Source organism: Bradyrhizobium sp. USDA 4472, assembly GCF_054058595.1.
This window is the reverse complement of sequence record NZ_JBSSAM010000001.1, coordinates 1,306,133-1,329,385: the sequence shown is the minus strand read 5'-3', so window position 1 is coordinate 1,329,385 and position 23,253 is coordinate 1,306,133. Positions and strand designations below refer to the sequence as shown.

Below are 23,253 nucleotides of genomic sequence, written 5' to 3'. Positions count from 1 at the left end.
AGGTGGCGCTTTCGAGCTCCTTAACGATGGCTGAACAGAGAGGGAAGATGTCTGAAACTATAGGCAATTTTGTAAATGCATGCCAAGTCGTCGATGTCCATGAACATCACATGGCGGAGGTCGCGCATAGCCGGGACGTAAATCTGTTGAAGCTGTTCCAGCAGAGCTATGCGGCTTGGACCAGCCAGGTGCTGCCATCCGAGCCCAAGGCAACGAGCAATATGATATTTACCCCGACAGAGCCGACCACCTGGGAGGCCCTTGCGCCGTTCGTGGAGAGGAGCGGATCGAACGCATTCGTCCGCAATCTCGTCCGCGGGGTTGCCGATCTTTACGGCGTCGCCGACATTGGAATTACTCGCGACAATTGGGAGGCGGTGGATGCTAGCGTGCGCTTGCGCCACATGGAAGCGACATGGCCAAGCGAAGTAATTAGGCGCGCCGGTATCGGGAGGATCGTAACGGACCCTTTTCTCGATCCGTTGACGGATCCGCGGCCGGTCCTAGGGCAAAGCTACGATGCGGTTCTGCGGATTAACGCATTCGCTCTCGGCTGGCACGCAGAATCCCGCGATCACAATGGAAATTGCGGCCATAAGTTGCTGCGGCGCCTCGGCATGGAGGTGAAAACCTTCGACGATTATTGCGATGCAATCCGTGAGCTCGTAGCCGGCTGCTCCCGGCGCAATCACATCGCGCTTAAAAACGCACTCGCCTATGACCGTGATCTAAGCTTTGACGAACCGAACGAGGAACTGGCTCGGCAGGCCTGGGGACAAATTTCACCGTCACCGGCAGCGCGCAAGGCATTCTGCGACTTTATCGTCGACCTGTTTTGTCAACTCGCAGGCGAGGCCGACCTGCCGGTGCAAACTCACCTTGGAACGGCAATCATAAGGGGCTCCCACCCGCTACGTATGACCGGGTTGATTGAGCGTCATCCTCGGACGCGTTTTCTGCTGATGCATTTGGCCTATCCTTGGAGCCGTGATTTGTTAGGAATGGCTTTTGTGTATCGAAATGTCTGGCTTGATTTGTGCTGGTCGTTTCTGCTGAGCCCGTCACATTTCAAGCTCGCCCTGCACGAGGCCATTGAAGTCTTGCCGGATGAATCCCGGATGATGATCGGTGGAGACTGCCTTCACGTCGAGGAGACGTTTGCCGCGATAAAGGGCGCACGCCAGCTCATCAGTGAGGTACTGAAGGAAAAGGTCGCGAGCGGTTACTTTGGATTTCGAGACGCAGAGCGCTTAGCCGTCAGAATCCTTGGTGAGAACGCGAGAGATTATTTCAGACGGTCCTGAATGCGCCCCTTCGTTACGCGATTTTACCCAAAAAATGGGCCGAAGAGCCTGCTCGCTCCCCCAAATTGACGGATAGCGTTCCGGCTGCCGTGCCCCTGAAAGAGCGGGGCACGTCGATCTTACGCCATCAGCCAAGGGGAGGTCAGTTTGATGTCGAAACGTCACCGACAGCTTAGTCGCCGCCGCTTTCTCGGAAATTTCGCCTTTGCGTCTGCGGCGATTGCGGCCGGCCCGGGCAGCTGGGTCATCCGTCCTGACTGGGCCAACGCCGCCGAAGGCCCGATCAGGATAGGCATTGCCACCGATGTTACCGGGGCACTCGGCTTTGCTGGGAATACCGACGCCAATGTCGCTCGCATGGTGGTCAGCGAGATCAACGAAAATGGGGGTCTCCTGGGGCGCCCCATCGAGCTCCTAATCGAGGACACCGCGTCCAACGAGTCGGTCGCCGTTGCCAATGTCCGCAAGCTGATTCAGCGAGACAAGGTCGACCTGGTGCTCGGTGGCATCGCGAGCTCCATGCGCAACGCCATAAAGGACATCATCATCGCTCGTGGTAAGACCCTCTACATCTATCCGCAGGCCTACGAGGGCAGGGAATGTACGCCCTATCTGTTCTGCACGGGCCCGGTACCGGCGCAGAATTGCGACCAGTTCATTCCGTGGTTGATCAAGAACGGCGGCAAACGCTTCGCGCTGCCTGGCTCCAACTACATCTGGCCACAGACAATCAACGCCTATGCGCGCAAGGTGATCGAGAGCAGCGGCGGGGAGGTGGTGTTCGAGGAGTACTACCCCCTCGACCAAATCGATTTTTCATCCACCGTGAGCCGCATCACCTCCAACAAAGTAGACGTGGTATTCAACAGCGTCATCCCGCCGGGCGTCGGCTCCTTCTTCAAACAGCTTTATGAAGCGGGCTTTTCCAGGAATGGGGGAAAGCTGGGCTGCGTCTACTATGACGAGAACACGCTCGAGATGAACCAGGCGCACGAGATCGAGGGCCTCGCCAGCAGCCTCGACTATTACAAGGCACTTGCGGTGGAAGATCCGGTGAGCGCCAAAATTCAGTCCGCCTACGAAAAGCAGTTTCCTGGCAAGTTCCGGTTCTCAGCAGGGAGCGCCGCGACCGGCACTTATCGAGGGCTGAAGCTGTGGGAAGCCGCAGTGAAGGAAACTGGTACAACTGACCGCGAGGCGGTCGCTGCCGCGCTCGACCACGCAAAGCTTGCGCACGGGCCTGGCGGCCCGGCGGAGATGGTGCCGGGCAAGCGCCACTGCAAGATGAACATGTATGTTGGCGTGGCAAAGGCGGGCCAATACCAGATCGTCGCCCGTAGCGCCGGCCTGGTCGAGCCGAAGGAGTGTTGATGGCCCATGCTGGACGGGCCAGCTTGGCTGGCCACGCATGTGAGCAGATCGCGGCAGTCAGTTTCCGCGATAGTTCGGCGGCCTTTTCTCAAAGAAGGCGTTCATCCCTTCCTGCTGGTCAGCTGTGCTGAACGCAAAGCGAATGGCTTGCCGTTCAAACTCAAGTCCGGCGTCCAGCGTGGTCTGAAAAGCGGCGAGAACGGCCGCTTTGGCAAGTTCAGCCGAACGGGGGGGCTTTTGCGCTATCAGATCGGCTAGTTCGAGCGCACGATTCTGCGCCCTGCCACTTTCGACAACTTCCGCCACCAGGCCGGCCTGCATCGCCATCCGCGCCGTGATGGATTGGCCGCTCAGGATCATCAGCATGGCCAGCGATTTGCCGGCCACGCGCGTCAGCCTTTGCGTCGCGCCATCGCCCGGCAGTATCCCGATGTTAATCTCAGGCTGTCCAAATGCCGCCCCTTCGCCTGCAATCACGATATCGGCGAGAAGCGCCAATTCGTGGCCGCCGCCAAAGCAAATGCCCTCGACTGCGGCAATGAGAGGCTTGGGGAAATTGGCGACATCCCGCCAGGCAGAACGTCGTGCAGAATTGTCGATTGCCTCAAAGCCGCGCTCTCGCATCTCCTTGATGTCTGCCCCCGCAGAGAAGAACGCATCACTGCCACAGAGTACGACACAGCGCACATCTTGGTCGATTGCGGCCTCGCGCAAGGCGGCGCCCAGCGCCAGAATCATGTCGTTGCTCAAGGCGTTTCGCTTCGATGTCCTATTCAGCGTCAAGAGGCGCACATGGGACGCGACGGATGTCGACAGGATGAGATCGGACGTCTGGGTCATGCAAGTTCTCCCGATATGAATATGAAGCCAGCCTTAGACTGAAAACGATTTCTTAGCAAACACGATGGACGAGGCGGCTTTTTGGTGCAATTTCGTCCGAAGCGCTGGCGCGCCTTGCTCGCGCACAGCGGACCGTGGCCCACAATGCTGCGTCTGGCCGCAAAAAAAGGCTTGACTGATGGTTTCGGATTTCTATTGTAACTGAAATCGATTTCAGAAGCGTATTGAAATGTCCGTCCTGCGGTGAGCCGGAAGTGCAACTGGCCGAGAGGCGGGGCGCATCTCAGGGGTCCCATTGACGCTGAGACGGCCTTGTGACGCCGCGGTGCCCAACAACAATGTCAGCTTCTTCAGAAGCGCGCTTAGAGCAACAGGAGGAAGGCTAGCCATGGGAATGGCACGGAATGTCGCGCGCGTTTTATGCGCGCCGCCGCACAAGTCAGGCGCGAGGATGGAGGCGTCCTGCGCGCAGACGGCGGGCGTGAGGCGAGGCGCGCAAATACGCCGAGCCAGGCGTGCTTCCCGCCGGCTTCCCCCGCACCTTGTGCCCAAGCGCTTGGGCACTCCGGTCGGTTCTAAGACAGCCACACTCGTAGCCGCCACAGCGGCGAGCGCAGTTGAGCCGACGAGCGGCTGCTCGTTCTCGCGCGCACCCGCAACGCATGAACGTCATCAATAGAGCCGAGAACCCATGAACATCATTGCTCAGCCTAGCGCTTTACCTATCCAGCTTGATAAGCCAACCGCCAACAAGCGGATGACGGCCGGCCTTGGAGGAGGGGTGGCGCTGGAGTGGTACGACTGGAATGTCTACGGCGTCATGGCTGCGTTTCTCTCGCCGCACTTTTTCCCTTCAGATGATCCTACCACCTCGCTGCTAGCGGGACTGGCCGTGTACGGGGCGGGTTTTTGCGCGCGGCCGCTGGGCGCAGCTTTGCTGGGTCCGGTCGCAGATCGCATCAGCCACAAGCGTGTGATGCTGATCTCGGTCACCGCCATGGCGGTTTGCTCGCTTTTGATATCCTTGTTGCCCACCTACAAGGATATCGGCGTCACGGCGGCCGTAGCACTGCTGATCATGCGCCTGATTCAAGGACTTGCCACAGGCGCTGAGGCTGGTGTTGCAAACGCCATTGCCATTGAATTGGCGCCTCCTGGCAAGGAGGGACACTACCTCGGTCTGATCGGTGGCACATTCATCCAGTTGGGAAATCTTGGATCTAGCCTGGTTGCCTTCCTGGTGAGCGCCTCCGTCGCGCCTGAAGCCATGCGGGAGTGGGCATGGCGCATACCCTTTGCAGTCGGGGGCGTGCTCGGCCTTCTGATCATCTATCTGCGCACGACGGTGCCGGAGACTCTGATCAATCAAGCCATGCATCGGCATGATGATTCTTCGCGCCTTCAGGAGACGACTGGCGGCGTGTGGAAAACGCTATGGAGTGTCCGCCTATCCTTGCTCGCAGTCATCCTGGTGATCGGGTCCGTGCAGATCGCCAACTATGCCTGGAATACCGGCCTGCCCAACATGGCCAACACGGTCTTCAAGGAAAACAGCACGTATGTGTACGGGATCATGACGCTGATGGTCCTGATCTGGATGTCGACGGCACCTCTCGTCGGTGCTTTCGCGGACAAGGTGCGACCCTCGCGCGCGTTCACGCTGCTGCGCCTTCTGCTTATCCCGTGTTTCTTCCTGACGATGCTCTATTCTGAAAAAGGCATTGTCACGTTCTTCTTTGTCACGGTATTCGGCGGCGCGATCGTCGGCTTCAACATGGCTCTCTATAACTTCATCGCCACCACGCTGATGCCGCGCGCCGTGCGGACCACGGGAGTGGCTCTCGGCTATGCGCTCGGTGTCTCCCTGTTTGGCGGGACGTCACCCTATCTGCTTGTCTGGCTGCAACGCGAGCACATCGCCTGGATGTTTCCTGTCTATGGATCGGTGATCGCGCTCCTGAGCGTGCTGGTCTATCGGATCGCCAAGAAGCGCGGCCGCCTCTACATCGGTGAATGAACGCGCTCTGCCCATGCCCTTCGCCGTGCCCCGAGGCTGCGGAAGGCGTTCGCGTCAGCGCAAGCTCGTATGGGGTCGCGCGTATCTCGTCATGCTGGGCATGAGCATGGGGCGGCACAAGCGTTCTTGCGGGCGCGGCCATTCACAAGACGAAGACTGCTTGCGATGCACTGAGTTGCCGAAACTGGAGTCCGAAGCATGAAAACACCTTCATCGCCGCACTTCACGCCAGTGGACTTGAAAGCCTACTTCAACGCCAGGCGCGCAAATGCGCCCGAAGGTTTCGCAAGCCGTCCGGGTGACACGGGCTGGATCAATTCGCTTCGCGGGCTCCAGACCCATCGCGGCATGCCCTTTCTCTTCGGCAGCGATACAGGGCCGGATGTGCTGGAGCTGCGCCCCGGGGCGCCTCCCGCCGTCATTGCCTTGCCGCCGACAATGGCGAGCTATTTGCTGTTTGTGCAAGTGGCGGCAGACCGCACGATTGCAAGCCCCGAGGGTTTCGGAGAGATTGGCCCGGCTACGCTGCCTATAGAAGGCAATCCACTCGGTGATTGCATAGCGACATACGGGCTCCGCTATACCGACGGCAGCGAAAGCGACGTGCCGGTGCTGCGCCGCTTCGCGGTCCAGCAGAACCATATCTCCTGGGGTGCGAGTCCATTCGCTGCCTTGCCTCTACGCGCCCCCATTGTACATGCAAGCACCGGCGAGGATTTCATACTCGGCAGAGCGCCGGGGGCGAGCTTCTTCCAGGGCGAGGCCCGCAACCAATCGGGACGCATGGATCGGCAAGGCGAGAACCTGTGGCTTTACGCGCTGCCCAATCCTTATCCGGACAAGGAGCTCTCGGCGTTAAGTTTGCGCGCGGAGCAGGAAATCTCTCTTGTGTTTGCGGTGACCACGACAGCGCTCGCCCAGCACCCGCTTCGCCTCCAGTTCCGTCGCAAACTGAAAGTGAGCCTGCCGCCCGGGGTCCATCTAAATAAGCTTGGCGAGCTCGATGTTGACGATCGAGGCGAGCAGATCGGCATGGACCTTGGCGCCGTCATCTCCGCCCGCGCAGTGCTCGAGTACTCCAGAGCGGATTGGCTAGGCGCCAAAGTTGATGTGCAGCCCGTGCGCTCCGAAAACGAAGTCATCATCGAGTACTCGGCGCATCCTGATGCGAAGCTCTATCTGTGCTCCGAGGATGGCCGCTTGCATATATTTGACCTTCGATCGCTGGAAAGTGGCGGCAGCGCAGGCGGCGCCTCGTTCGAGATGGCAGCAGTCGAGCCCGCCACAAGGCCGGTCAAGATCCGCATCGTGGAGAAGGGCAGCAGCGCGCGTGTTGCCGCGCGGCTGCATGTCCATGGTGCGCACGGCGAATATCTGCCACCAAAGGGACATCACCGCAAGGTCAATACCGGCCGGTTCGAGGACTTCTCGGGCGAATTTGCCAATGGGCTAAATCAGTACGCTTACGTGGACGGCAGCTGCGAGGCAGACCTGCCGCTCGGGCCCGTGTTTGTAGAGATCTGCAGAGGGTTTGAGGTGCGACCGCTACGCACCATCGTCGAAATCACTCCAATGACGGACAATCTCACCTTTGAGCTCGATCGTGTGCTGCGCTGGCGCGAACGGGGATGGGTGAGCTCTGATACGCACGTCCATTTCCTGAGCCCGCAGACAGCCCTGCTTGAGGGCAAGGCGGAGGGTGTCAACGTCGTCAACTTGCTCGCCGCACAATGGGGCGAGCTATTCACCAACGTCGCCGATTTCGACGGACGCACGACGATCGGGGCAAAGGATTTCGGCGGAGACGGAGAATTTCTGGTTCGGGTCGGCACCGAGAACCGGATGCAGGTTCTAGGGCACATATCTTTGCTTGGTTACGAAGGCGAGATGATCAATCCGCTCTCTTGCGGCGGGCCCAACGAAGCTGCGATCGGCGATGTTCTGGAAGCGACCATGGCCGATTGGGCGGAGCGCTGCCGCCAGCAAGGGGGACTGGTCGTCATGCCGCACGCGCCGAATCCGCAAGCGGAGCGGGCGGCCGACATTGTGCTCGGTCTTGTCGACGCCATCGAAATGATGTCGTTCAACCCGCGGACTGCACAGATCAGCGCATTTGGACTCGCCGACTGGTACCGTTACCTCAACATCGGCTACCATCTGCCGCTGGTAGCCGGCTCCGACAAGATGGACGCGGCCGCACTCCTCGGGGGCTCGCGGACGTATGTGCGGCTTGGCGAACGTGACTTTACGTATCGCAACTGGATGGATGCCGTACGTCATGGCGACACGTTCATTACTGTCGGGCCTCTGATTGAGATGACCGTTGAAGGACGGCGCCCTGGAGGCACGGTGGAGCTTTCCCCGTTCAGGCGGCATCCTCACGATCGACTGGCGGATCGAATCGGTCAGCGTGCCGCCAGCGCGCCTGGAGCTGATCCGCAACGGCAGCGTCGTCGAGCAGGTTCGATGTGGCGGCTTATCTTGCAAGGGACAGCTCTCGCTGCCCGTCAGCGCGTCATGCTGGATCGCGCTACGCGTTCGGGGCAGTGTCGCCGGACGCGAAGCCGACATTGCGGCGCATACCAGTGCGGTATATGTCCAGGTAGGCGACATGCCCATCTTTGCCACCGCGGACGCAGTGTCGGTCCTTGCACAAATCGAGGGATCGATCGCCTATATGGACACGCTTGCTCCCAAGTCCGATGAAGCCCGGCACTTGCGGCTGCGAGCCGCCCTTGAACTTGCGCATCATCGCCTGCACCATAGACTGCACGAACTGGGTGCGAGCCACCACCACGCGCCCGTTCACTCCGTTCACGTTGAACGCGAGCATTGAGACGCCTTCGGCGCTATTGACGGTCGCTCGGCGCACTGCCTGCTCGGCAGGCTCTGCTTACGGGCGATTGTTCAATGAAATGCCCACCGGCTGCCTGGGGCCGCGAAGGATAGGCCGCGGTTCTGAAATGATTTCAGGGACGTTGCCTGCTCAATGATCTCGACTGCGCCCGCGACGGGCGCCAGACCGCGGCGGCGCGCTCGATGAGCGCATGACCAGCCGGTACGGCAGTACGACACTTTTCGGGACAGGACTTCCGGCGATGGCATTGATGAGATAATCGGCGGCTCCCCGGCCGATTTCTGCTGCGGGAACACTGACCGTTGTGAGCGGCGGGTCCATTTGCGCCGCCAGCTCCACATCGTCAAATCCTGTGATGGATAGCGTAGCCGGTACGGCCAGACCCATCTTGCGAGCCTCTGCCATTGCTCCGATGGCAAGCGTGTCGGTGGTGCAGATAACTGCTGTCGTGTCCGGGTGATCGGTGAGGAGTTGACGAAGGGCACTACGGCCCTGGGCAAGCGAATAATCGGCCTTGACGATCTGGGTTGGCTTGAGCGGGAGGCCGGCGTCGGAGAGCGCGCGCTGAATTCCCTCGAGCCTGGCGCGGGATCTGTCGTTCGACACGGCAGCGACGTTGGCGATCGCGCCGAAGCGGGCGTGTCCAAGCCTGAGCAGATACTGCGTCATCTCGCGGGTGGCGCTTTCGTTGTCGATTCCGATCGCGGGCATGCCGCCGGCCTTGGCAACATAGGTGGTGATGACGGGTACGCCTGACTGTTCGATCAGGCTCCTCAGCTCCCGTCCGTGGGAAGCTCCGACCAGCACGATTCCATCGATGCCACGTTCAATGAGGCTGCGCAGTTCCTGAAATTCCCGCCGGTGGTCATATTGCGAATTCGCAATGAACAATGTGTAGCCGCTCTCGCTAAGGCGGTTCTGGAGCGCTTCGACGCCTTCTGCAAAGATACCGAGTGCCAGCGTCGGAACGATGATGCCGATGGTCCGCATGCGTCCCGATTTCAATGCTCGCGCTGCGCTATCGCGCGTATAGGCGAGATCATTGATATGCCGCATGACCCGGTCACGAAGCTCCGGCCGTACGATATCGGGGTGATTGAGCACTCGCGATACGGTCGCCGGCGACACATCCGCCTTCCGGGCGACGTCCTCGATCTTCACCCGCGGCTGCTGGCGGCTTTTCGGCGCGATCACGTGTTTCTTGTCCATTTGCGTTGGTCACCAGGAGCCGGAGAGAGTTTCCTCTCACAAGGGTTAAACCATCACCAGCGCCACTTTCTCAAGCCCTGGATGCGGGCCGTGCGCGCTATTTCTGACCCACTCAGGCGCAGATCAAGCGGGACGAGGCCAGGCTCATTTGAAAGTTGGGTGATTCACTTGACTCCGCTTCTCGCATCGCTTAACTCTGAAATCGATTTCAGAAATCGAAGACCAAAGCGCTCGTTTCAGCGAAAAACCGAAGGCTAGGATGTGATGGTCGATCTCTTGAAGGGCGTTCGTGTCCTCAGCCTCAATCACTTTCTGATGGGTCCGGTCGGCGTGCAGTTTCTCGCCGACCTCGGCGCGGACGTGATCGCCGTAGAACCGCCCGGAGGGGCCTTTCAGAGGAAATGGGGCGGGGCCGACAAGCAGGTTGATGGCCAGTCGATGTTGCTTCTCACGGGAAACCGCAACAAGCGCAGCCTCGCGCTCGATCTGAAAAAACCCGAAGCCGTGGTCATCGCCAGACAACTGATCGCGAAATCGGATGTGATCGCAGAGAACTTCCGCCCGGGTGTGCTCGACAAGCTTGGTCTCGGCTACGAGGATGCAAAGAAGATCAATCCGCAGATCATCTATGCCGCTGCGTCCGGCTACGGTCCTGACGGGCCCTACGTCAACCGCCCGGGCCAGGATCTGCTGATCCAGGCGCTGTCAGGACTTGCGATGATTACCGGAAGTCGCGAGCAAGGGCCTCGCGCCGTCGGCGTTTCCGCCATTGATCATCACGGCGCCGCCTTGTTTGCGGCGGGCATCCTGGCTGCGCTGGTGAGGAAAGCGCGCACAGGGCAGGGCTGCCGGGTCGATGTTAGTTTGCTGTCGGCTGCGCTCGATCTCCAGATGGAATCATTTACCTGCTACTTGAACGGCCAAAGGCCTGACGACGTCCGTCAGCCGGGCCCGGTCGCGGGCTGGTATTATGGCGCGCCTTACGGCATCTATGCGACGCACGATGGGCACATTGCGATTTCTTTGGGATCCCTCGAGGCGCTCTCAGACGCGCTTGGCCTTCCCGCCGACCGGCGGATTCCTGACGAGGATGCGTATCGCCGGCGGGATGAGGCCTCCGCCATGATCGCGGCCAATGTCGCCGAACGCACAACGAGCGAATGCATCGGCTTGTTCGAAGCCCATGGAATTTGGCACGCTGCGGTGAACGATTATGCCGACGTGGTTGCGGATCCGCAGATCGCGCACAACGGACATTTTCAGGTCGTCACCGGCGCGACCGGCGCTCCCATTACCCTTGTCGGCCATCCCGTGCGCTACGACGGCGAGCAGCCGGACGTGCGTTTGCCGCCGCAAAAGCTCGGAGCGCAAACCGAAGAGATTCTGAAAGAGCTCGGCTATGACGACACGAAATTGAAGGATCTTTACGATACAGGCGCCATCGGCGCTGCGGACTCGCATCACTAAACGAACAAAGAGATTTCTTGGAAGTAGCAAGCTTTCCAACGGGGGGGGGCATAGTGAGAGGCCTAAACGTTGCGCGCGGCGTCGGTCCCTCGCGGTGCTGCTGACGAGGTTTGCTGCTCGGCGGCGATGCAACCAAGCACGCTTGGAAGTCGCGTGAACACTCACCATTCGCGCTAGCCCAGGATCTGTTGGTAAAGAGCTTTGAGTTGTCGCCAGGCCAAAGGCCGCGCGGCGAGTTTTATGATGGACCGGAAGCCATGTCGGACAACCAATATCTGCTCGCGCGCGGGCGCATGCTCAAGCGCATTGCTGAGACTCGGGACATTGCACGCTCGGGCTTGCCACACTGGGCGAGTGCCGCAGACGGAAAATGGACCTTCACGCCCGATGGTGATTGGACGGGCGGGGCATTTGTCGGCGAGCTCTGGCTCGCGCATCTCGCTGATCCCCGGCAGTTCCCAATCGAAGACGCCCGTGCTGCGCTAAGTCGAATGTTGCCGCGTGCCGAGCGGCTTACGGCCTTCAAAGGCTTCGGCTTCTATCATGCTGGCGCCCTCGGCAGCATCTTGTGCAAAGACGAAAACGCACGCGACGCTGCTCTGACAGCGGCGAGGTCGCTTCGTGATATGTTCGATCCACATCTCGGACTGATACCGTTGGGCAGCGATGCCGAGGAGGCGAACGCAGTCGGAGCCTCCGAGAGCAGCATCGACTCGCTCCAGGCGACAGGCCTGCTCTATTGGGCCGCGGACGAGCTTTCCGATGCCGGGATGGAGGAGGTTGCCAATGCACATCTGCGGCGTGTTCTGGACATCCATGTGCGGCGGGACAATTCAGTTATCCAGTCGTCCACCCTCTATCCCCACACCGGGGAGGTACTCAGGACGCACACGCACAAAGGATATAGCGATATCAGCACCTGGGGCCGGGCGCAGGGATGGGCGATGCTCTACACCGCTCACGCCGCCATGGTCCGCCCGGACGAGGAGCTATGGCGCGACTACGCCGTGCGCCTTCTTAACTGGTGGATCGACCACGTCCCTGCGGATCTCGTTGCCTTCTGGGATTTCGACGATCCGGCGATCCCCAACACTAGCAGGGATACTGCGGCCACTGCTATCGCTGCTGCCGCAGCGCTGCGCCTCGCATCCGCACTTGGTCCTGAGCGGGGCGCCAAATATAGATTATTTGCCGAGCGCACAGTTACTCAGCTGATCTCAAAATACCTGACGCCGACTGGTCCCGATGACCGGCGACCGCCTGGAATGCTCACCGGCGGTTGCTTCACCCGAAAGGCAATCGTGCGCGATATCGATGCGGCCCAGAACGTTGAACTGATCTTCGGAAGCTACTTCCTGTTTGAATGTCTTGCCATTTTGACGGACCTGGTGCCGCCTGGCTGGGTCTAGGGGGTGCCGAAACGCTCCGACCAAGACCTCAAACCAAACTTGTTCGTGACGCCACGGCAGTCAATCTCCAGTCCTTGGAGGTTTGCGATGGGCTGACCGAGTTCGAGAGCAATTGACTGCCTCCTGTCCGGAATCCTCTACATGAGAAATGCGAAAACTCCCATTTATCGCGGCTTGTTCCCGGTTGCTCCGACGCCGTTTACGGACTCGGGAGATCTCGATCTCGAAGGGCAGCGGCGCGTTCTCGATTGCATGATTGATCAAGGCGTGGACGGGATCTGCATTCTGGCCAATTACTCCGAGCAGTTCCTGCTCTCTGATCAGGAACGTGACATTCTGGTCGAGCTCTGTCTTTCGCATGTTGCGGGCCGCAAGCCGGTCATGGTGACCTGCAGCCATTTCAGCACGCAGATTGCGGTGCAACGGGCCCGCTATGCGGCCGAACGTGGCGCAAGTCTCCTCATGCTGATGCCGCCGTATCATGGTGCAAGCCTCAAAGCGGACGAAGGCGCCATGATCGAGCATTTCGGCCGGGTCGCGGACACAGCCGGGATTCCGATCATGGTCCAGGACGCTCCGCTGTCCGGCGTTACATTGACGGTCCCGTTTCTCGTTCGGCTCGCTTGCGAGGTGCCGCTCGCCAGATATTTCAAGATCGAGGTGCCGTTTGCGGCTGCCAAGCTGCGCAGTCTGATCGAGCTCGGAGGTGAGATCATAGTTGGTCCTTTCGACGGGGAGGAAGCCATCAGCATGATGGCAGACCTCGACGCCGGTGCGAGCGGAACAATGTCAAGCGCGTTGTTGCCGGACCTGCTGGGCCCCGTGCTCGCTCATCACAGAGCGGGCGACAGGCAGCAGGCCGCTCTGGCGTATGCAAAGGTGCTGCCGCTCATCAATTTCGAAAATCGCCAGTGTGGCCTGCGCGCTGCCAAGAGCGTGATGGCTGAAGGTGGCGTGATCAAATGCGAAGCCGTACGGCATCCGCTCGAACAGATCCATCCCGCGACGAGAGCTGGCTTGATCGAGCTTGCGAATGAGGTCAACCCCCTGGCTCTTCGCTGGGGACATTAAGGTGCGGGCATCACGCGGCGGGAAAAAGCGGCGGAAGCTGTGTACCCGGAAATTTGGATGTTCATCGCTGGGGAATGGACAGAAGGGCGTTCAGATCCCTCGGCATCCTCAAAACGGCGAGCGGATAGCCAATTGACGAAATCTTTTGGCGCCCAAACGATTTCGATCGTGCGATCATGGGCTCCTAAGGAGGGCTGGGCTTGGCGAAAGCGTTCGACATCGACCGATCCAGGGTTGGACCGTCCTGAGGTTCTGGGAGCACGAGATTGAGGACAACAGAGGCGTACTGGTGAGACAGGTAAAACGCGCCGTGAAGGGATCGCGCAAGCGCGGACGGAAGCCGTAGGCCAGAACTAAAACCGGCGGACCTTCTCATCGATGCCACGGCGCGGCGTAGTTTTAGCCGAGCCCCTTTCGTGATTTCCGATTTAAGTTGCATTGCAATATTTTCGCAACTGACTTGCTGGTCGAGATGCTATATCGTGGACGAAAGTTTATTTGCGACTTTTTATTTAGGCAAGCCGATGATCATTTTAGATCGAAAAGTGGCAGCGCTCGTTTCAGCAGCTTGTTGCTTCATGGTCGGGGGATGCGGGACCTATCTCCCGGATATCGTTGCACCAAACGAGCCGCACGCTACGGCGTTCTTGATCAACCGGATCTTGAATCACGCGAAATGCGAACTGCGCGATGCCGTGATCGCGGCTCACAACAACGATCTCAAGAACGCTCTGCGATGTCACACGCGACGACTGACTTGGCTCGATAAGGCCAAAGCCAAGATCACGATCAAGCTCATCGCCGAGGAAAAGGGCAGCCTAAATCCGGGGCTCAGCTTCAAGCAGCTGCTCCCCAGTGCAACAACGAATTTTAGCAACAGAACGAGTATCTCAACGCCTCAATCGACAGCTCTAGGACTGGGAGGACTCCTGCAAGCCGACGCTACGCGCACGGAAAACATCGACTACACTTACGACGTAGCTGCCGACTTCCTCAACAATCAAACGCATGACCTTGTCGAGCCCCGACCTTGCATTGAAAAAGGCGGCATTTTTCTCGACGCCGATCTAAAGGTCCAGGACTGGCTCGATGGCGCGACGCTGCCGTTCTTAATTTCAGCCAATGTACCCTCTGAGGTCGGGACCACTGCGCCCGACGTTCTGACGCACGAAGCAAATTTCGTCGCGATGGCGAACGGTAACATCACCCCGAGTTGGACCCTCGTAAACGTATCCGCAAACACGGCCGCTAATCTGATCGCAGCAGGCAGAACAACGACCGGCGACATAATCATATCGCTGGGCGCACCGAGCAAAGTTCCGCAGGCTCATGATATCGCGAAGCTGAATTCAGGATTCACGGCAGCGGTAAAATCAGGGAGCTGAGATAGAAGATGAAAAAGGTCCCCAGGGTCTTGAGCGCTTCAAAAAAGATGGGGCATCCGAAGGTTGCGAAGCCCAAGTCTTTGACCAGTGGCATACACTTCGCTCAACAACACGCTGCGCCGGGGGACGTTGCATGGATAGGACCCTGCAACAACGGCACACGGATCGTCTGCTATTATGATGAGAATATGGATCCATCGGAATGCAGAAATCAGCCTTGCTGATTTTTGTCCAACGGTCTCGGGCGGGAGTTTTCTCCAGGCTGTGATGAAAAACCAACTTGATTTCATTGGCTGCGAAGCCCAGCAGGGAGAAGGAGAGGGCATGCTTGAAAGATGGTCCGCTTGAAGTCATAATAAGCGTTCATGATCGAGCCAAATGTGGTAGGGTCAGTTCACCCTTTCCTGCGATAACCGAGACGCTGAATTCCACCGCGGCAGCATCCAGAACCGGCACGCACACCGCGCTTTCGCGCGCTAGGCGCACCGCACACTCGATATCCTTTGCAGCATTCCCAATCGAGATTGCCAGTGCATCTGGTCTCTCTCCCAACAAAAAGGCAGCGAAGGCTTGAAATATTCCACTGTTAGTAGAACCCCGACTGACCAGGGAACGCAGCGTTACAAGATCAATCTGAAGACGATCTGCCAATTGGCAAACCTCAGCGGCAACCGCAGCTATGCCCATAGTCATGCTGTTGTAAACGAGCTTCAGCTTGTGGCCTTGTCCGACATCGCCAGCATGCAGGACGGTCTCGCAAAACGCGGCCAGAATGCGTTCGGCGACGGGAAAGAGTGTTGCATCTGATCCAACCATCGCATTGAGAAGGCCGAGCTCAGCTTGCTCGGGGCTTCGTGTCACTGGAGCGTCAATAAAGCTTAGACCTCGTCTTTGCGCCTTTTTGGCCAATGCAATGGTAGAGGCAGGATAAGAGGTCGTGCAATCAATTATCAAACCTCCTCGGCTCATGTGCGCAAACAGCCCATCGTGACCGAGACACACCGTCTCAACCTCGCGGCTGGAGGGTAAGGACAACACCACCACACTTACGTGCTGCGCCAACTCAGCGAGCGACTTGTGCTCTCGGGCTCCGGCACCTGTCAGGCGATCAGCACCGAGCCGGTTCTTGTTGACTTTGATGTGGAGCTCGCTTTGCTGACGCAGCAGGCTGATGCCTATACCCGTTCCCATGCGCCCTGCTCCGACGAGACCTATGCACTGCTTGATCGTTGTGGAGGGCGCGTTCACTGATGATCCCTTGCTCATGATTCAACATCCTGAAAAAAGCCATGCCTTTGCAGGATGGGCACGAGCTCGTGGTGGTTGTTGATCGTGTAATCTGGATGGGCGGCTTGCAGGCGGGAGGTCGAAACAAATCCCCCGGTAATAGATATGCTCGTCAGCCCGAGGTCTCGTGCAATATTGGTCTCGACCGGCATGTCGCCGATGATGAAGGTGGACGATGGCTTCAGGTTGTGGTTGTCCATATAAAGCCGAAGTCGCTCTCCTTTGCTCATCGATTTGTACTGCGTGGCGCGACTTTCGAATGCGAGCACATCGGTGATGTAGTTATCCACCCCAAGCCTTCTCAGCTGGGATTTCAGAGGCGCAACTATGTGGTTGCTAAGAATGATGAGCAGTGCTGATTCTCGTTGCGCCAACTCCAGTACTCTGCGCGCCCCCTCACGTAAATCGGCTTTGGCCGCAAGAGGCTCGTATGTGTCGTGAAACAGTGCGCCTTCGTCATGCTCCACTGCCTCAACCTCCTCCTGCGGCATTCCAAGGCTATGATAGAGACGAGAGAGGGGAACATCACAACGATCTCGAAAGGTCTTTATATCGATGCTCGGGCGACCAAAGCGGTCCAAAATGACATTGGTCGTTTCGAGCAGCGCATAGGTGTCATCGAGCAGTGTTCCGTTCCAGTCAAACACGAGAACGGGTTTCATGATCTTGACCTCGAACGGGTATTGATAGGAAGGGTGGCCAGCAACGCTTCCAAGTGACTACGCGCGAGCTGCCGCCCAGCGGGGGTCGGCATGTCGAACGTGAAGGGTGACAGATCGATGCCCTCTAGCCTGTTGGCCAATACCGATACAAGGGCGCGGAAGGGCAGATAGGTTATCGATGCTGCTTGGATCCCCGTCGCAATATTGCTCTCAACGATTCTGAGCGCTGGCGGCTCCATCCTGTGGAAGCGGAGGCATTGGGCGAGCAGTTCGGACGGCAGCCGCTTCAATGCCTGCCAGAATGCGAGCTCGTCTAGCGTATCAATACCCATGCCGTAGTAGTTTGGCGCAACTATAGGAGGAGAACCAATCGCCCAATGTACAGCTTTGGCTCCAGCGGCAAGAAGCATCGTCGTGACGGCTTTGCTGGTATCACCTCGAATGAGCGCCTCGTCGACAATTATTACGGTCCGCTCAGCAACGGCGGGTTCGGACACTCGATACTTCCGGGCGATGCGAGATTGCCGGGCGTTGGTTCTGCCGAGCAGCGTTCGCTCAAAAAATTGCGTCGCCACTACGTCAATACGGTCGGTAACCACGCCCTGTTCGGCGAGAGAGTCAAACAGACCATCGGCGTATGGCCCCCCTGTATTTGGCATGGAGGACACGATTGGCGGCATCAAGAGATCTGTTTTAACTCGCTCCGCAACAATTCTCCCCAAAGAGAGTCCGATGTTGTAACGGGTTTGGCGATGTGAATGGCCGTCGACCGACGTGTTCGGGCTTCCCAAATAGAGGGCTTCGTAGGCGCAGAGCTTGGCCCTATATCCTCGGCAGTTCAGGGCATGGTCAACGCTGGCGCCGGTCTTAGCATCCACGCGCTGTATGCTCCCAGGCAAGAGCTCGCTGGTTTCACCTTCCAAGCCTGCGAAGGCACAATTTTCAGAAGCAAAGAGCAACAAGCCATTACGTGCTCGCATAGTCTCCAATGGTCGCAAACCGCTTCGACTGCGGTATGCAACAAGATCTCCGTCCTTATCTAGCAAAAGCGCACTAAGGGCACCATCGATACGGTCATCAAGATCGCGAAAGATAGCTTCGTAGTTTACGGGCCGGCCGTGACGCCAATATTCTCGTTCGCAAGCGTGTTCAATCCACCTCAGCAAGAGCTCGGCGTCAGTGCTCGTATCTAGCAGCCGGCCTCGAGCGAGTAATTCGCTCCTGAGTTCATGAGCGTTCACCAAGGCGCCGTCCAGCGAAATGGCGAAGTGGCGGCTAGGAATTGACTGGACGCCGCCGCCATCTCCAGTTCCACAGGATCCGCTACGGATCTGCGCAATTGCAACATGAGGCTGAAAGCCCGGGTCCTGGTCGATGCAGTCAATGCGTACCGAACTATCGTTTGATTGAAACGCCCTACCATGCCGGAGTCCGCGCCCTTGCATAACGGCAGACACTACGACACCAGCTTGCCCACGGAGTGCAAGGGTGGGAATCATTTTGTTCAGTTGATCAACGACACGCGGCGATGGTTCACTTGAAACGCAGAGAAACGCACCGGCGACACCGGACATATAGTCACTCACTTGTTAAGGATTAGCTCTGGCGGGGTATCTCGATGGCTCTTCGCTTCATCCTTAAGCAAGCGTCGTACCAGCCTTTTGCATGTGCTGGCTGGCATTTCCGGAGCGAGGCGAGTTGGAAGACAAGCCATTCTAGCGATCGAGTGGGCATTGTGTGCCGCTTAAGCACCCACGCAATGTTCGGGATGCTACGACCATGTGCGAAAAGCGCCACAGCGGACGAACAGATGCGGGCTTAAATAGGCGAGAGCTTTCTGATCTTTCACTCATGTCTTTCATTTTGCGTCTAGCCATTAAAGCGGAGAAGGATGACCACCAAGAAGAAGGGCTCTGTGCAGGCCAAAGAGTGGCTTTGATGCTCGCCTTATCAACTACTAACACTGGCAATTGATCTGGATTAGCCATGACGCACAGTGGTCGCTCGCGCGGACCCGGACGATGCACCATCGGACAGTTTGGTCAGAAGCTGCAATATGTCACCTTCAATGGTCTTTGCCCGGCGCGCGCTGCCTTATCCTCACGCTTGCGAAATCCTTTGGCTCGGAATGACACAGGCATAGAGGCGCTATCGGCAGAACGATTCGCAGGGAGGACAACGGCAGGTGCCCCTATTTGCAAGCAGTCCAGAACAAGTTTCTGTGTTGCCATTGTTGAGCCAAGGATCAGTCCGACTTGATGTTGAGCCACAACGGCGATCGCGAGCGTCAGCTCGCCGTTCGAGGTCGACTGCCTTATGAGGGTCACTTTGCCGCCCCTCCGGACAATGTTCTGTGTTACCGGGCAGGCGCCCGGCGCCCAAGACGTGGCGTCGAGCTCTGCATTTTGCGGCGAACATCAGTTCATCGATCTCGCGAATGAGGAGGTCTTCCATACATCCTCATCAGTGCTCGACAGGACGGTGTATACAGGCGAATCTGAGGCGAGCGGCGTCGTGGATCCCGCTGGCCACCTGCCGCTCCGCAAAGCTATTGCGGAGAGGATGGCGGCCGAGACAGGTTTTGATTGGTGTCCGGAAGAGATCGCAATCACCGCTGGTTCAGATGAAGCGCTGCTTTATGCAGTGTTGGCTGTTCTGGAGCGAGGCGACGAAGTTATCATTATCCGGCCCTGGCAGCCGTCGGTACCAGCGCTCGTTCACGGCGCTGGCGCGATACCGGTGTTCGTCGATGCTCAGCGACCACGATATACCCCAGATGTCAGTTCGATCCGAGCTGCCGTCACATCACGCACGAAAGCGATGATGATCAATTCACCCAACAATCCAACGGGTGCAGTTTACAATCGAACAACATTGCAGGAGTTAGCCGAGCTTGCTATCGAGTTCCGGATATGGATTATTTCGGACGAGCGCTACTCAAGATTAGTATTCACAGGCTTGCAGCGCCATGAGTCGATCGTCGTGGTGCACCCCGCCTTGAGATCACGAACGATCATCGTCAATCCATGTTCACAGGCACTGGCAATATCTGGCGCTCGCTTGGGTTATTTCGCGGCTCCCCGGTCCATCGTTTCCACCGCAAGCAAGCTTCGGGGCTATTCAGCGATGACACCAAGCCAAGAGGTGCAGCGCGCCACGCTAAGCCGCTTTCGCGCCGGCGGTCAGGTTGAGCGGGAGACATACGAACGGCTTTTCAGCGCTCGCGACTCAGGTCTTAATATTCTTTCTAATCTACGCGATGTAACCCTATCTCGCGCCGACGGCGCATTCTTCTTCTATCTTGATCTAAACAGGCTTGCATCTGCCTTGAGGGACGAGGGGCAAGTTGGAGTGACGGATGATTTTGCAAGATGGCTTCTGAAGAAAACTAATGTGGCTTGCGCCGCGGGAGAAGCGTTTGGCGACGTCAGCGGCCTGCGAGTCTCATTCGGCGCCCCACCAGGGACATTGGCGATCGGACTGAAGCGCATCGTCCAGGCGCTAAATAGCCTTTAGGCTCAGATAATCGCTGGTCGAGGCTCAGATGAAGGCATTGGTATGAATATCTCCGCTTCAGCTCTTAACTACTTTCACTGTGCACTGTAAGCAGCTCCTGTGTCCGTGAACGGCGAGCATCGGTTAAGGTGTGACATGAAGGGACTGCGATTCCTAGTTGCTTCGGGCCATGTCTCCTGATCTTAGAAATAGAAGGACCGGTCGACGAGTCAGTATGCGGATCGAAAGGATGAGAGGTCGGGGCTGTGCCAACTCGCCCTATTCCAGCGGCAAGCGGAGCCCAAGGAAGGACGGCGGAGATGCGTTCCATCTGATGATGGTGACGGTCAAATCGGCTCGACTGGCGGAGCTGAGATAAACGGTGGTTAGGCGGATATGTTGAGCCGCCATGATCCCGGATCATGTGCTGCCTACCCTTTAGCCGTTCGGGGCATCCGTGTCCGGTGTCTTCACGCAACACGGGCGGCGATGCAACGATCGGCGGCTGTTCGCGAGGTTGAGCGAGCACCACTCCAAAACGAGCATCTGTGTTTTTCTCAACGTGCCTTCAGCGCCAAATCGGTGCAGACGAGCGCATCGGTGTTCCCGACACTCCCGGGCATCTCGGCACAGTTGCCAATGATACGCGCAGTTCGCTACGATTTATGCAATCTCGTCCTAGCGCGATTGCCTAGGCGCTAACTGAATTGCGAAGCGCGTTCGTTTGGCGATGAGCCATTCCGTGCATTGCGCGGCGACGATATCGTTTATCTGCTTGTGAGTTTCGCTGCACTCGTTCGCCCGACGTCGAAGGCACAAGGCGCCGCAGGTCGTGCGCATTGAGATTGTTGCCGCAGGGGCGAGTGCTTGGTCCGAAACCGAACGCGTTCGGTGTCGCGAATCGGTCAAGTCGCGTCCAACCTGCACTTTGGTCAGACAGTTGCCAGCGATTCCTCTGATTGGAACTGGCCCGGAGCGTGCATCGTGACTGTGGGAGCCCATCTGAGTCTCGCGACATGAGCAGCAGTTGGGACGCAAATCGATGTATCTGACGTTAGGTGCGGAGACTGTATGCGAATCTGCGGTATCAAACTGACCCATGACGGAGCAGTCGCGCTTGTCGAGGACGGACGGCTAGTCTTTTGTGTCGAGCAGGAGAAGCGGGACAATAATCCACGATATCAAAAACTCCACAATCTCGATGCGGTTGTTCACGCCTTGGCAGAGCACGGTTTTGATCCGGGGGACGTTGACCAATTCGTTATCGACGGATGGTGGGGCGAGGTTGAGTCCCAATTTCAGGTTCTCAGCGGGACTGCACCCATCGCCCTTAAAGCGGCGCCATATGTTGAGAGCGATGCCGAAGGACTCCTCATAGCGCACGACGGCGCTGGGCTCATGCTCAAGGAGAGCGCCTTCCCCTATAAAAGCTATCCGCATGTCGCAGCCCACGTGGCTTCCGCTTTTTGTACTAGTCCTTTCGCCAAAGCCGGGGAGCCCGCGTTCTGTCTGGTTTGGGACGGTGCCTCCTTTCCACGGCTCTACCATGTAGAACGTCGGGCAGCCAGGTTCCTCGAGTGTCTCTTCCCGCTGATAGGGCATGCTTATGCTGCCGCGGGTTATCATTTCGGGCCATACAAGCAGGCGAACCGGACCAAGTGGGACCTGGGTGTTGCCGGCAAGTTGATGGCCTACATCGCACTCGGTTCAGTCGATGAAGGCATCGTCGAGGATTTTCACCAGCTCTACGCAAAGCACTTTAGCACGTTTACGGAGCCCGTCGGTCGTTGCAGCGAGGACGTCGCGCTTGAGCCTGTCCATGCTTTCTTCGATGCCTGCGCGCTTCGGCTAAGGGCCAAACCTTCCGCAAATGTGCTTGCATCCTTTCATTGCTTTCAAGAGCGATTGCTCGTTAGCAAGCTCGCGAGTGCCATACAGAGACATTCGAGCCTTCCCGCGCGTAATCTCTGCATAACCGGCGGCTGCGGTCTCAACATAAAATGGAATAGTGCATTACGAGCGACCGGCTTGTTCGATGCTATCTGGGTGCCCCCCTTTCCGAATGACAGTGGCTCCGCAATAGGTGCTGCTTGCTCCGCATTGGCGGCGGAACAAGGTTTTGTACCCTTGGAATGGTCCGTCTATAGTGGTCCAGCCGTGGAAAGAGGGGACGTGCCGTCCGGATGGAGCGGCGCACCATGCAGCATGCGCGAACTCGCGACCATTCTTGCCAGCAACAAGCCTGTCATTTTTCTTGCGGGCCGCGCGGAGCTTGGACCTCGGGCTCTGGGTAGCAGAAGCATACTGGCCGCGGCGACAACGCCGCAAATGAAGGACCGTCTCAACGACATCAAACATCGCGAGCACTTCCGGCCAGTGGCGCCAATATGCCTGGAGGATCGGGCGACGGATATTTTTAGTCCCGGAACGCCAGATCCTTACATGCTCTTCGAGCACCTAACACGACCAGAATGGCGGGATAAGATTCCCGCTATTGTACATCTGGACGGATCTGCCCGATTGCAGACTATTTGCAGGACCTCTCAGCACAAAGTTGCCGAGCTTCTCGTCGAATACGAAGGCCTCACGGGAATTCCTCTACTATGCAACACCAGCGCCAATCACAATGGACGCGGCTTTTTCCCGAATGCGGCATCCGCCTGTCAGTGGGATCGCGTTGATCACGTGTGGTGCGATGGCATGCTGTGGACGAAACCAGGGGGCGGCGACTGAGCGCCGCCGGATACTGCTAGCTCTTCTTGATTGCCGAGGCCTCCGCCGCATCAGAAGTGATGAGACGCAGCACAAGTCATCGGACATTGCGGTGGATTGGAGGCGAGGTTGTTAGCTTAGTTCGATCGAATCCTAGCGCGGAGGGT

At 58.2% G+C, this 23,253-nt stretch carries 15 protein-coding genes; 10 read left to right on the top strand and 5 right to left on the bottom strand.

Translation table 11 applies throughout. The annotated features are described in order from the left end of the window. Positions 1–47 precede the first annotated feature (47 nt). Both ACVWZ4_RS05920 and ACVWZ4_RS05915 read left to right on the top strand, forming a co-directional pair. Positions 48–1,304, top strand: coding sequence for an amidohydrolase family protein (locus ACVWZ4_RS05920; protein ID WP_456701534.1), 1,257 nt, complete (start codon positions 48–50; stop codon positions 1,302–1,304). A 150-nt stretch (positions 1,305–1,454) separates the two neighbouring features. Beyond that, the gene (locus ACVWZ4_RS05915) at positions 1,455–2,675 is read left to right on the top strand and encodes a substrate-binding protein (RefSeq protein ID WP_456701535.1); all 1,221 of its coding nucleotides are present in this window, start codon (positions 1,455–1,457) and stop codon (positions 2,673–2,675) included. Between the two features lie 57 nt (positions 2,676–2,732). Here ACVWZ4_RS05915 and ACVWZ4_RS05910 read toward each other — a convergent pair whose 3' ends face one another. Continuing rightward, complete coding sequence (locus ACVWZ4_RS05910) at positions 2,733–3,515, bottom strand: enoyl-CoA hydratase-related protein (protein WP_456701536.1); 783 nt, start codon at positions 3,513–3,515, stop codon at positions 2,733–2,735. Between the two features lie 691 nt (positions 3,516–4,206). Here ACVWZ4_RS05910 and ACVWZ4_RS05905 point away from each other — a divergent pair. Both ACVWZ4_RS05905 and ACVWZ4_RS05900 read left to right on the top strand, forming a co-directional pair. After that, positions 4,207–5,532, top strand: coding sequence for an MFS transporter (locus tag ACVWZ4_RS05905; protein WP_456701537.1), 1,326 nt, complete (start codon positions 4,207–4,209; stop codon positions 5,530–5,532). A 198-nt stretch (positions 5,533–5,730) separates the two neighbouring features. Next, the gene (locus ACVWZ4_RS05900; protein ID WP_456790062.1) at positions 5,731–8,238 is read left to right on the top strand and encodes a CehA/McbA family metallohydrolase; all 2,508 of its coding nucleotides are present in this window, start codon (positions 5,731–5,733) and stop codon (positions 8,236–8,238) included. Between the two features lie 280 nt (positions 8,239–8,518). Here ACVWZ4_RS05900 and ACVWZ4_RS05895 read toward each other — a convergent pair whose 3' ends face one another. After that, positions 8,519–9,583 carry a LacI family DNA-binding transcriptional regulator gene (locus ACVWZ4_RS05895; protein WP_456738339.1) on the bottom strand — a complete coding sequence of 355 codons (1,065 nt, stop codon included), beginning with the start codon at positions 9,581–9,583 and terminating at the stop codon, positions 8,519–8,521. 279 nt (positions 9,584–9,862) lie between these two features. Here ACVWZ4_RS05895 and ACVWZ4_RS05890 point away from each other — a divergent pair, with 279 nt between their 5' ends. The 4 genes from ACVWZ4_RS05890 to ACVWZ4_RS05875 all read left to right on the top strand — a co-directional run bounded on the left by ACVWZ4_RS05890 (position 9,863) and on the right by ACVWZ4_RS05875 (position 14,930). Then, a complete protein-coding gene (locus tag ACVWZ4_RS05890) occupies positions 9,863–11,065 on the top strand; it encodes a CaiB/BaiF CoA transferase family protein (RefSeq protein ID WP_456701540.1) in 1,203 nt (400 codons plus the stop codon). A gap of 110 nt (positions 11,066–11,175) precedes the next feature. Beyond that, positions 11,176–12,474: a hypothetical protein gene (locus ACVWZ4_RS05885; protein ID WP_456701541.1), complete on the top strand. Its 1,299-nt coding sequence runs from the start codon at positions 11,176–11,178 to the stop codon at positions 12,472–12,474. 141 nt (positions 12,475–12,615) lie between these two features. Continuing rightward, positions 12,616–13,545 carry a dihydrodipicolinate synthase family protein gene (locus ACVWZ4_RS05880; RefSeq protein WP_456701542.1) on the top strand — a complete coding sequence of 310 codons (930 nt, stop codon included), beginning with the start codon at positions 12,616–12,618 and terminating at the stop codon, positions 13,543–13,545. 482 nt (positions 13,546–14,027) lie between these two features. After that, entirely contained in the window at positions 14,028–14,930 is a 903-nt protein-coding gene (locus tag ACVWZ4_RS05875) for a hypothetical protein (protein WP_456701543.1), read from the top strand. 363 nt (positions 14,931–15,293) lie between these two features. On the opposite strand, the gene ACVWZ4_RS05870 is transcribed toward ACVWZ4_RS05875, so the two are convergent. The 3 genes from ACVWZ4_RS05870 to ACVWZ4_RS05860 are packed head-to-tail and all read right to left on the bottom strand — an operon-like array spanning position 15,294 to position 18,453. Next, positions 15,294–16,196: an NAD(P)-dependent oxidoreductase gene (locus ACVWZ4_RS05870; protein ID WP_456737448.1), complete on the bottom strand. Its 903-nt coding sequence runs from the start codon at positions 16,194–16,196 to the stop codon at positions 15,294–15,296. Then, on the bottom strand, positions 16,193–16,879 hold the full coding sequence (locus ACVWZ4_RS05865) for an HAD family hydrolase (protein ID WP_456701545.1): 687 nt from the start codon (positions 16,877–16,879) through the stop codon (positions 16,193–16,195). The genes ACVWZ4_RS05870 and ACVWZ4_RS05865 overlap by 4 nt, the downstream gene beginning before the upstream one ends. Next, positions 16,876–18,453, bottom strand: coding sequence for a hypothetical protein (locus tag ACVWZ4_RS05860; RefSeq protein ID WP_456701546.1), 1,578 nt, complete (start codon positions 18,451–18,453; stop codon positions 16,876–16,878). Before ACVWZ4_RS05860 ends, ACVWZ4_RS05865 begins: the two co-directional genes overlap by 4 nt. Before the next feature lie 811 nt (positions 18,454–19,264). Here ACVWZ4_RS05860 and ACVWZ4_RS05855 point away from each other — a divergent pair. Together ACVWZ4_RS05855 and nodU are read left to right on the top strand one after the other, a co-directional pair. Beyond that, a complete protein-coding gene (locus ACVWZ4_RS05855; RefSeq protein WP_456790061.1) occupies positions 19,265–20,395 on the top strand; it encodes a pyridoxal phosphate-dependent aminotransferase in 1,131 nt (376 codons plus the stop codon). Positions 20,396–21,445: 1,050 nt separating this feature from the next. Further along, the gene (gene nodU / locus ACVWZ4_RS05850; RefSeq protein WP_456701548.1) at positions 21,446–23,107 is read left to right on the top strand and encodes a nodulation protein NodU; all 1,662 of its coding nucleotides are present in this window, start codon (positions 21,446–21,448) and stop codon (positions 23,105–23,107) included. Positions 23,108–23,253: the final 146 nt, after the last annotated feature.

Coding starts and splice junctions, on each gene's coding strand:
- ACVWZ4_RS05920 (WP_456701534.1), top strand. CDS start 48: ATGTCTGAAACTATAGGCAATTTTGTAAATGCATGCCAAGTCGTCGAT.
- ACVWZ4_RS05915 (WP_456701535.1), top strand. CDS start 1,455: ATGTCGAAACGTCACCGACAGCTTAGTCGCCGCCGCTTTCTCGGAAAT.
- ACVWZ4_RS05910 (WP_456701536.1), bottom strand. CDS start 3,515: ATGACCCAGACGTCCGATCTCATCCTGTCGACATCCGTCGCGTCCCAT.
- ACVWZ4_RS05905 (WP_456701537.1), top strand. CDS start 4,207: ATGAACATCATTGCTCAGCCTAGCGCTTTACCTATCCAGCTTGATAAG.
- ACVWZ4_RS05900 (WP_456790062.1), top strand. CDS start 5,731: ATGAAAACACCTTCATCGCCGCACTTCACGCCAGTGGACTTGAAAGCC.
- ACVWZ4_RS05890 (WP_456701540.1), top strand. CDS start 9,863: ATGGTCGATCTCTTGAAGGGCGTTCGTGTCCTCAGCCTCAATCACTTT.
- ACVWZ4_RS05880 (WP_456701542.1), top strand. CDS start 12,616: ATGAGAAATGCGAAAACTCCCATTTATCGCGGCTTGTTCCCGGTTGCT.
- ACVWZ4_RS05870 (WP_456737448.1), bottom strand. CDS start 16,196: ATGAGCAAGGGATCATCAGTGAACGCGCCCTCCACAACGATCAAGCAG.
- ACVWZ4_RS05865 (WP_456701545.1), bottom strand. CDS start 16,879: ATGAAACCCGTTCTCGTGTTTGACTGGAACGGAACACTGCTCGATGAC.
- ACVWZ4_RS05860 (WP_456701546.1), bottom strand. CDS start 18,453: ATGTCCGGTGTCGCCGGTGCGTTTCTCTGCGTTTCAAGTGAACCATCG.
- nodU (WP_456701548.1), top strand. CDS start 21,446: ATGCGAATCTGCGGTATCAAACTGACCCATGACGGAGCAGTCGCGCTT.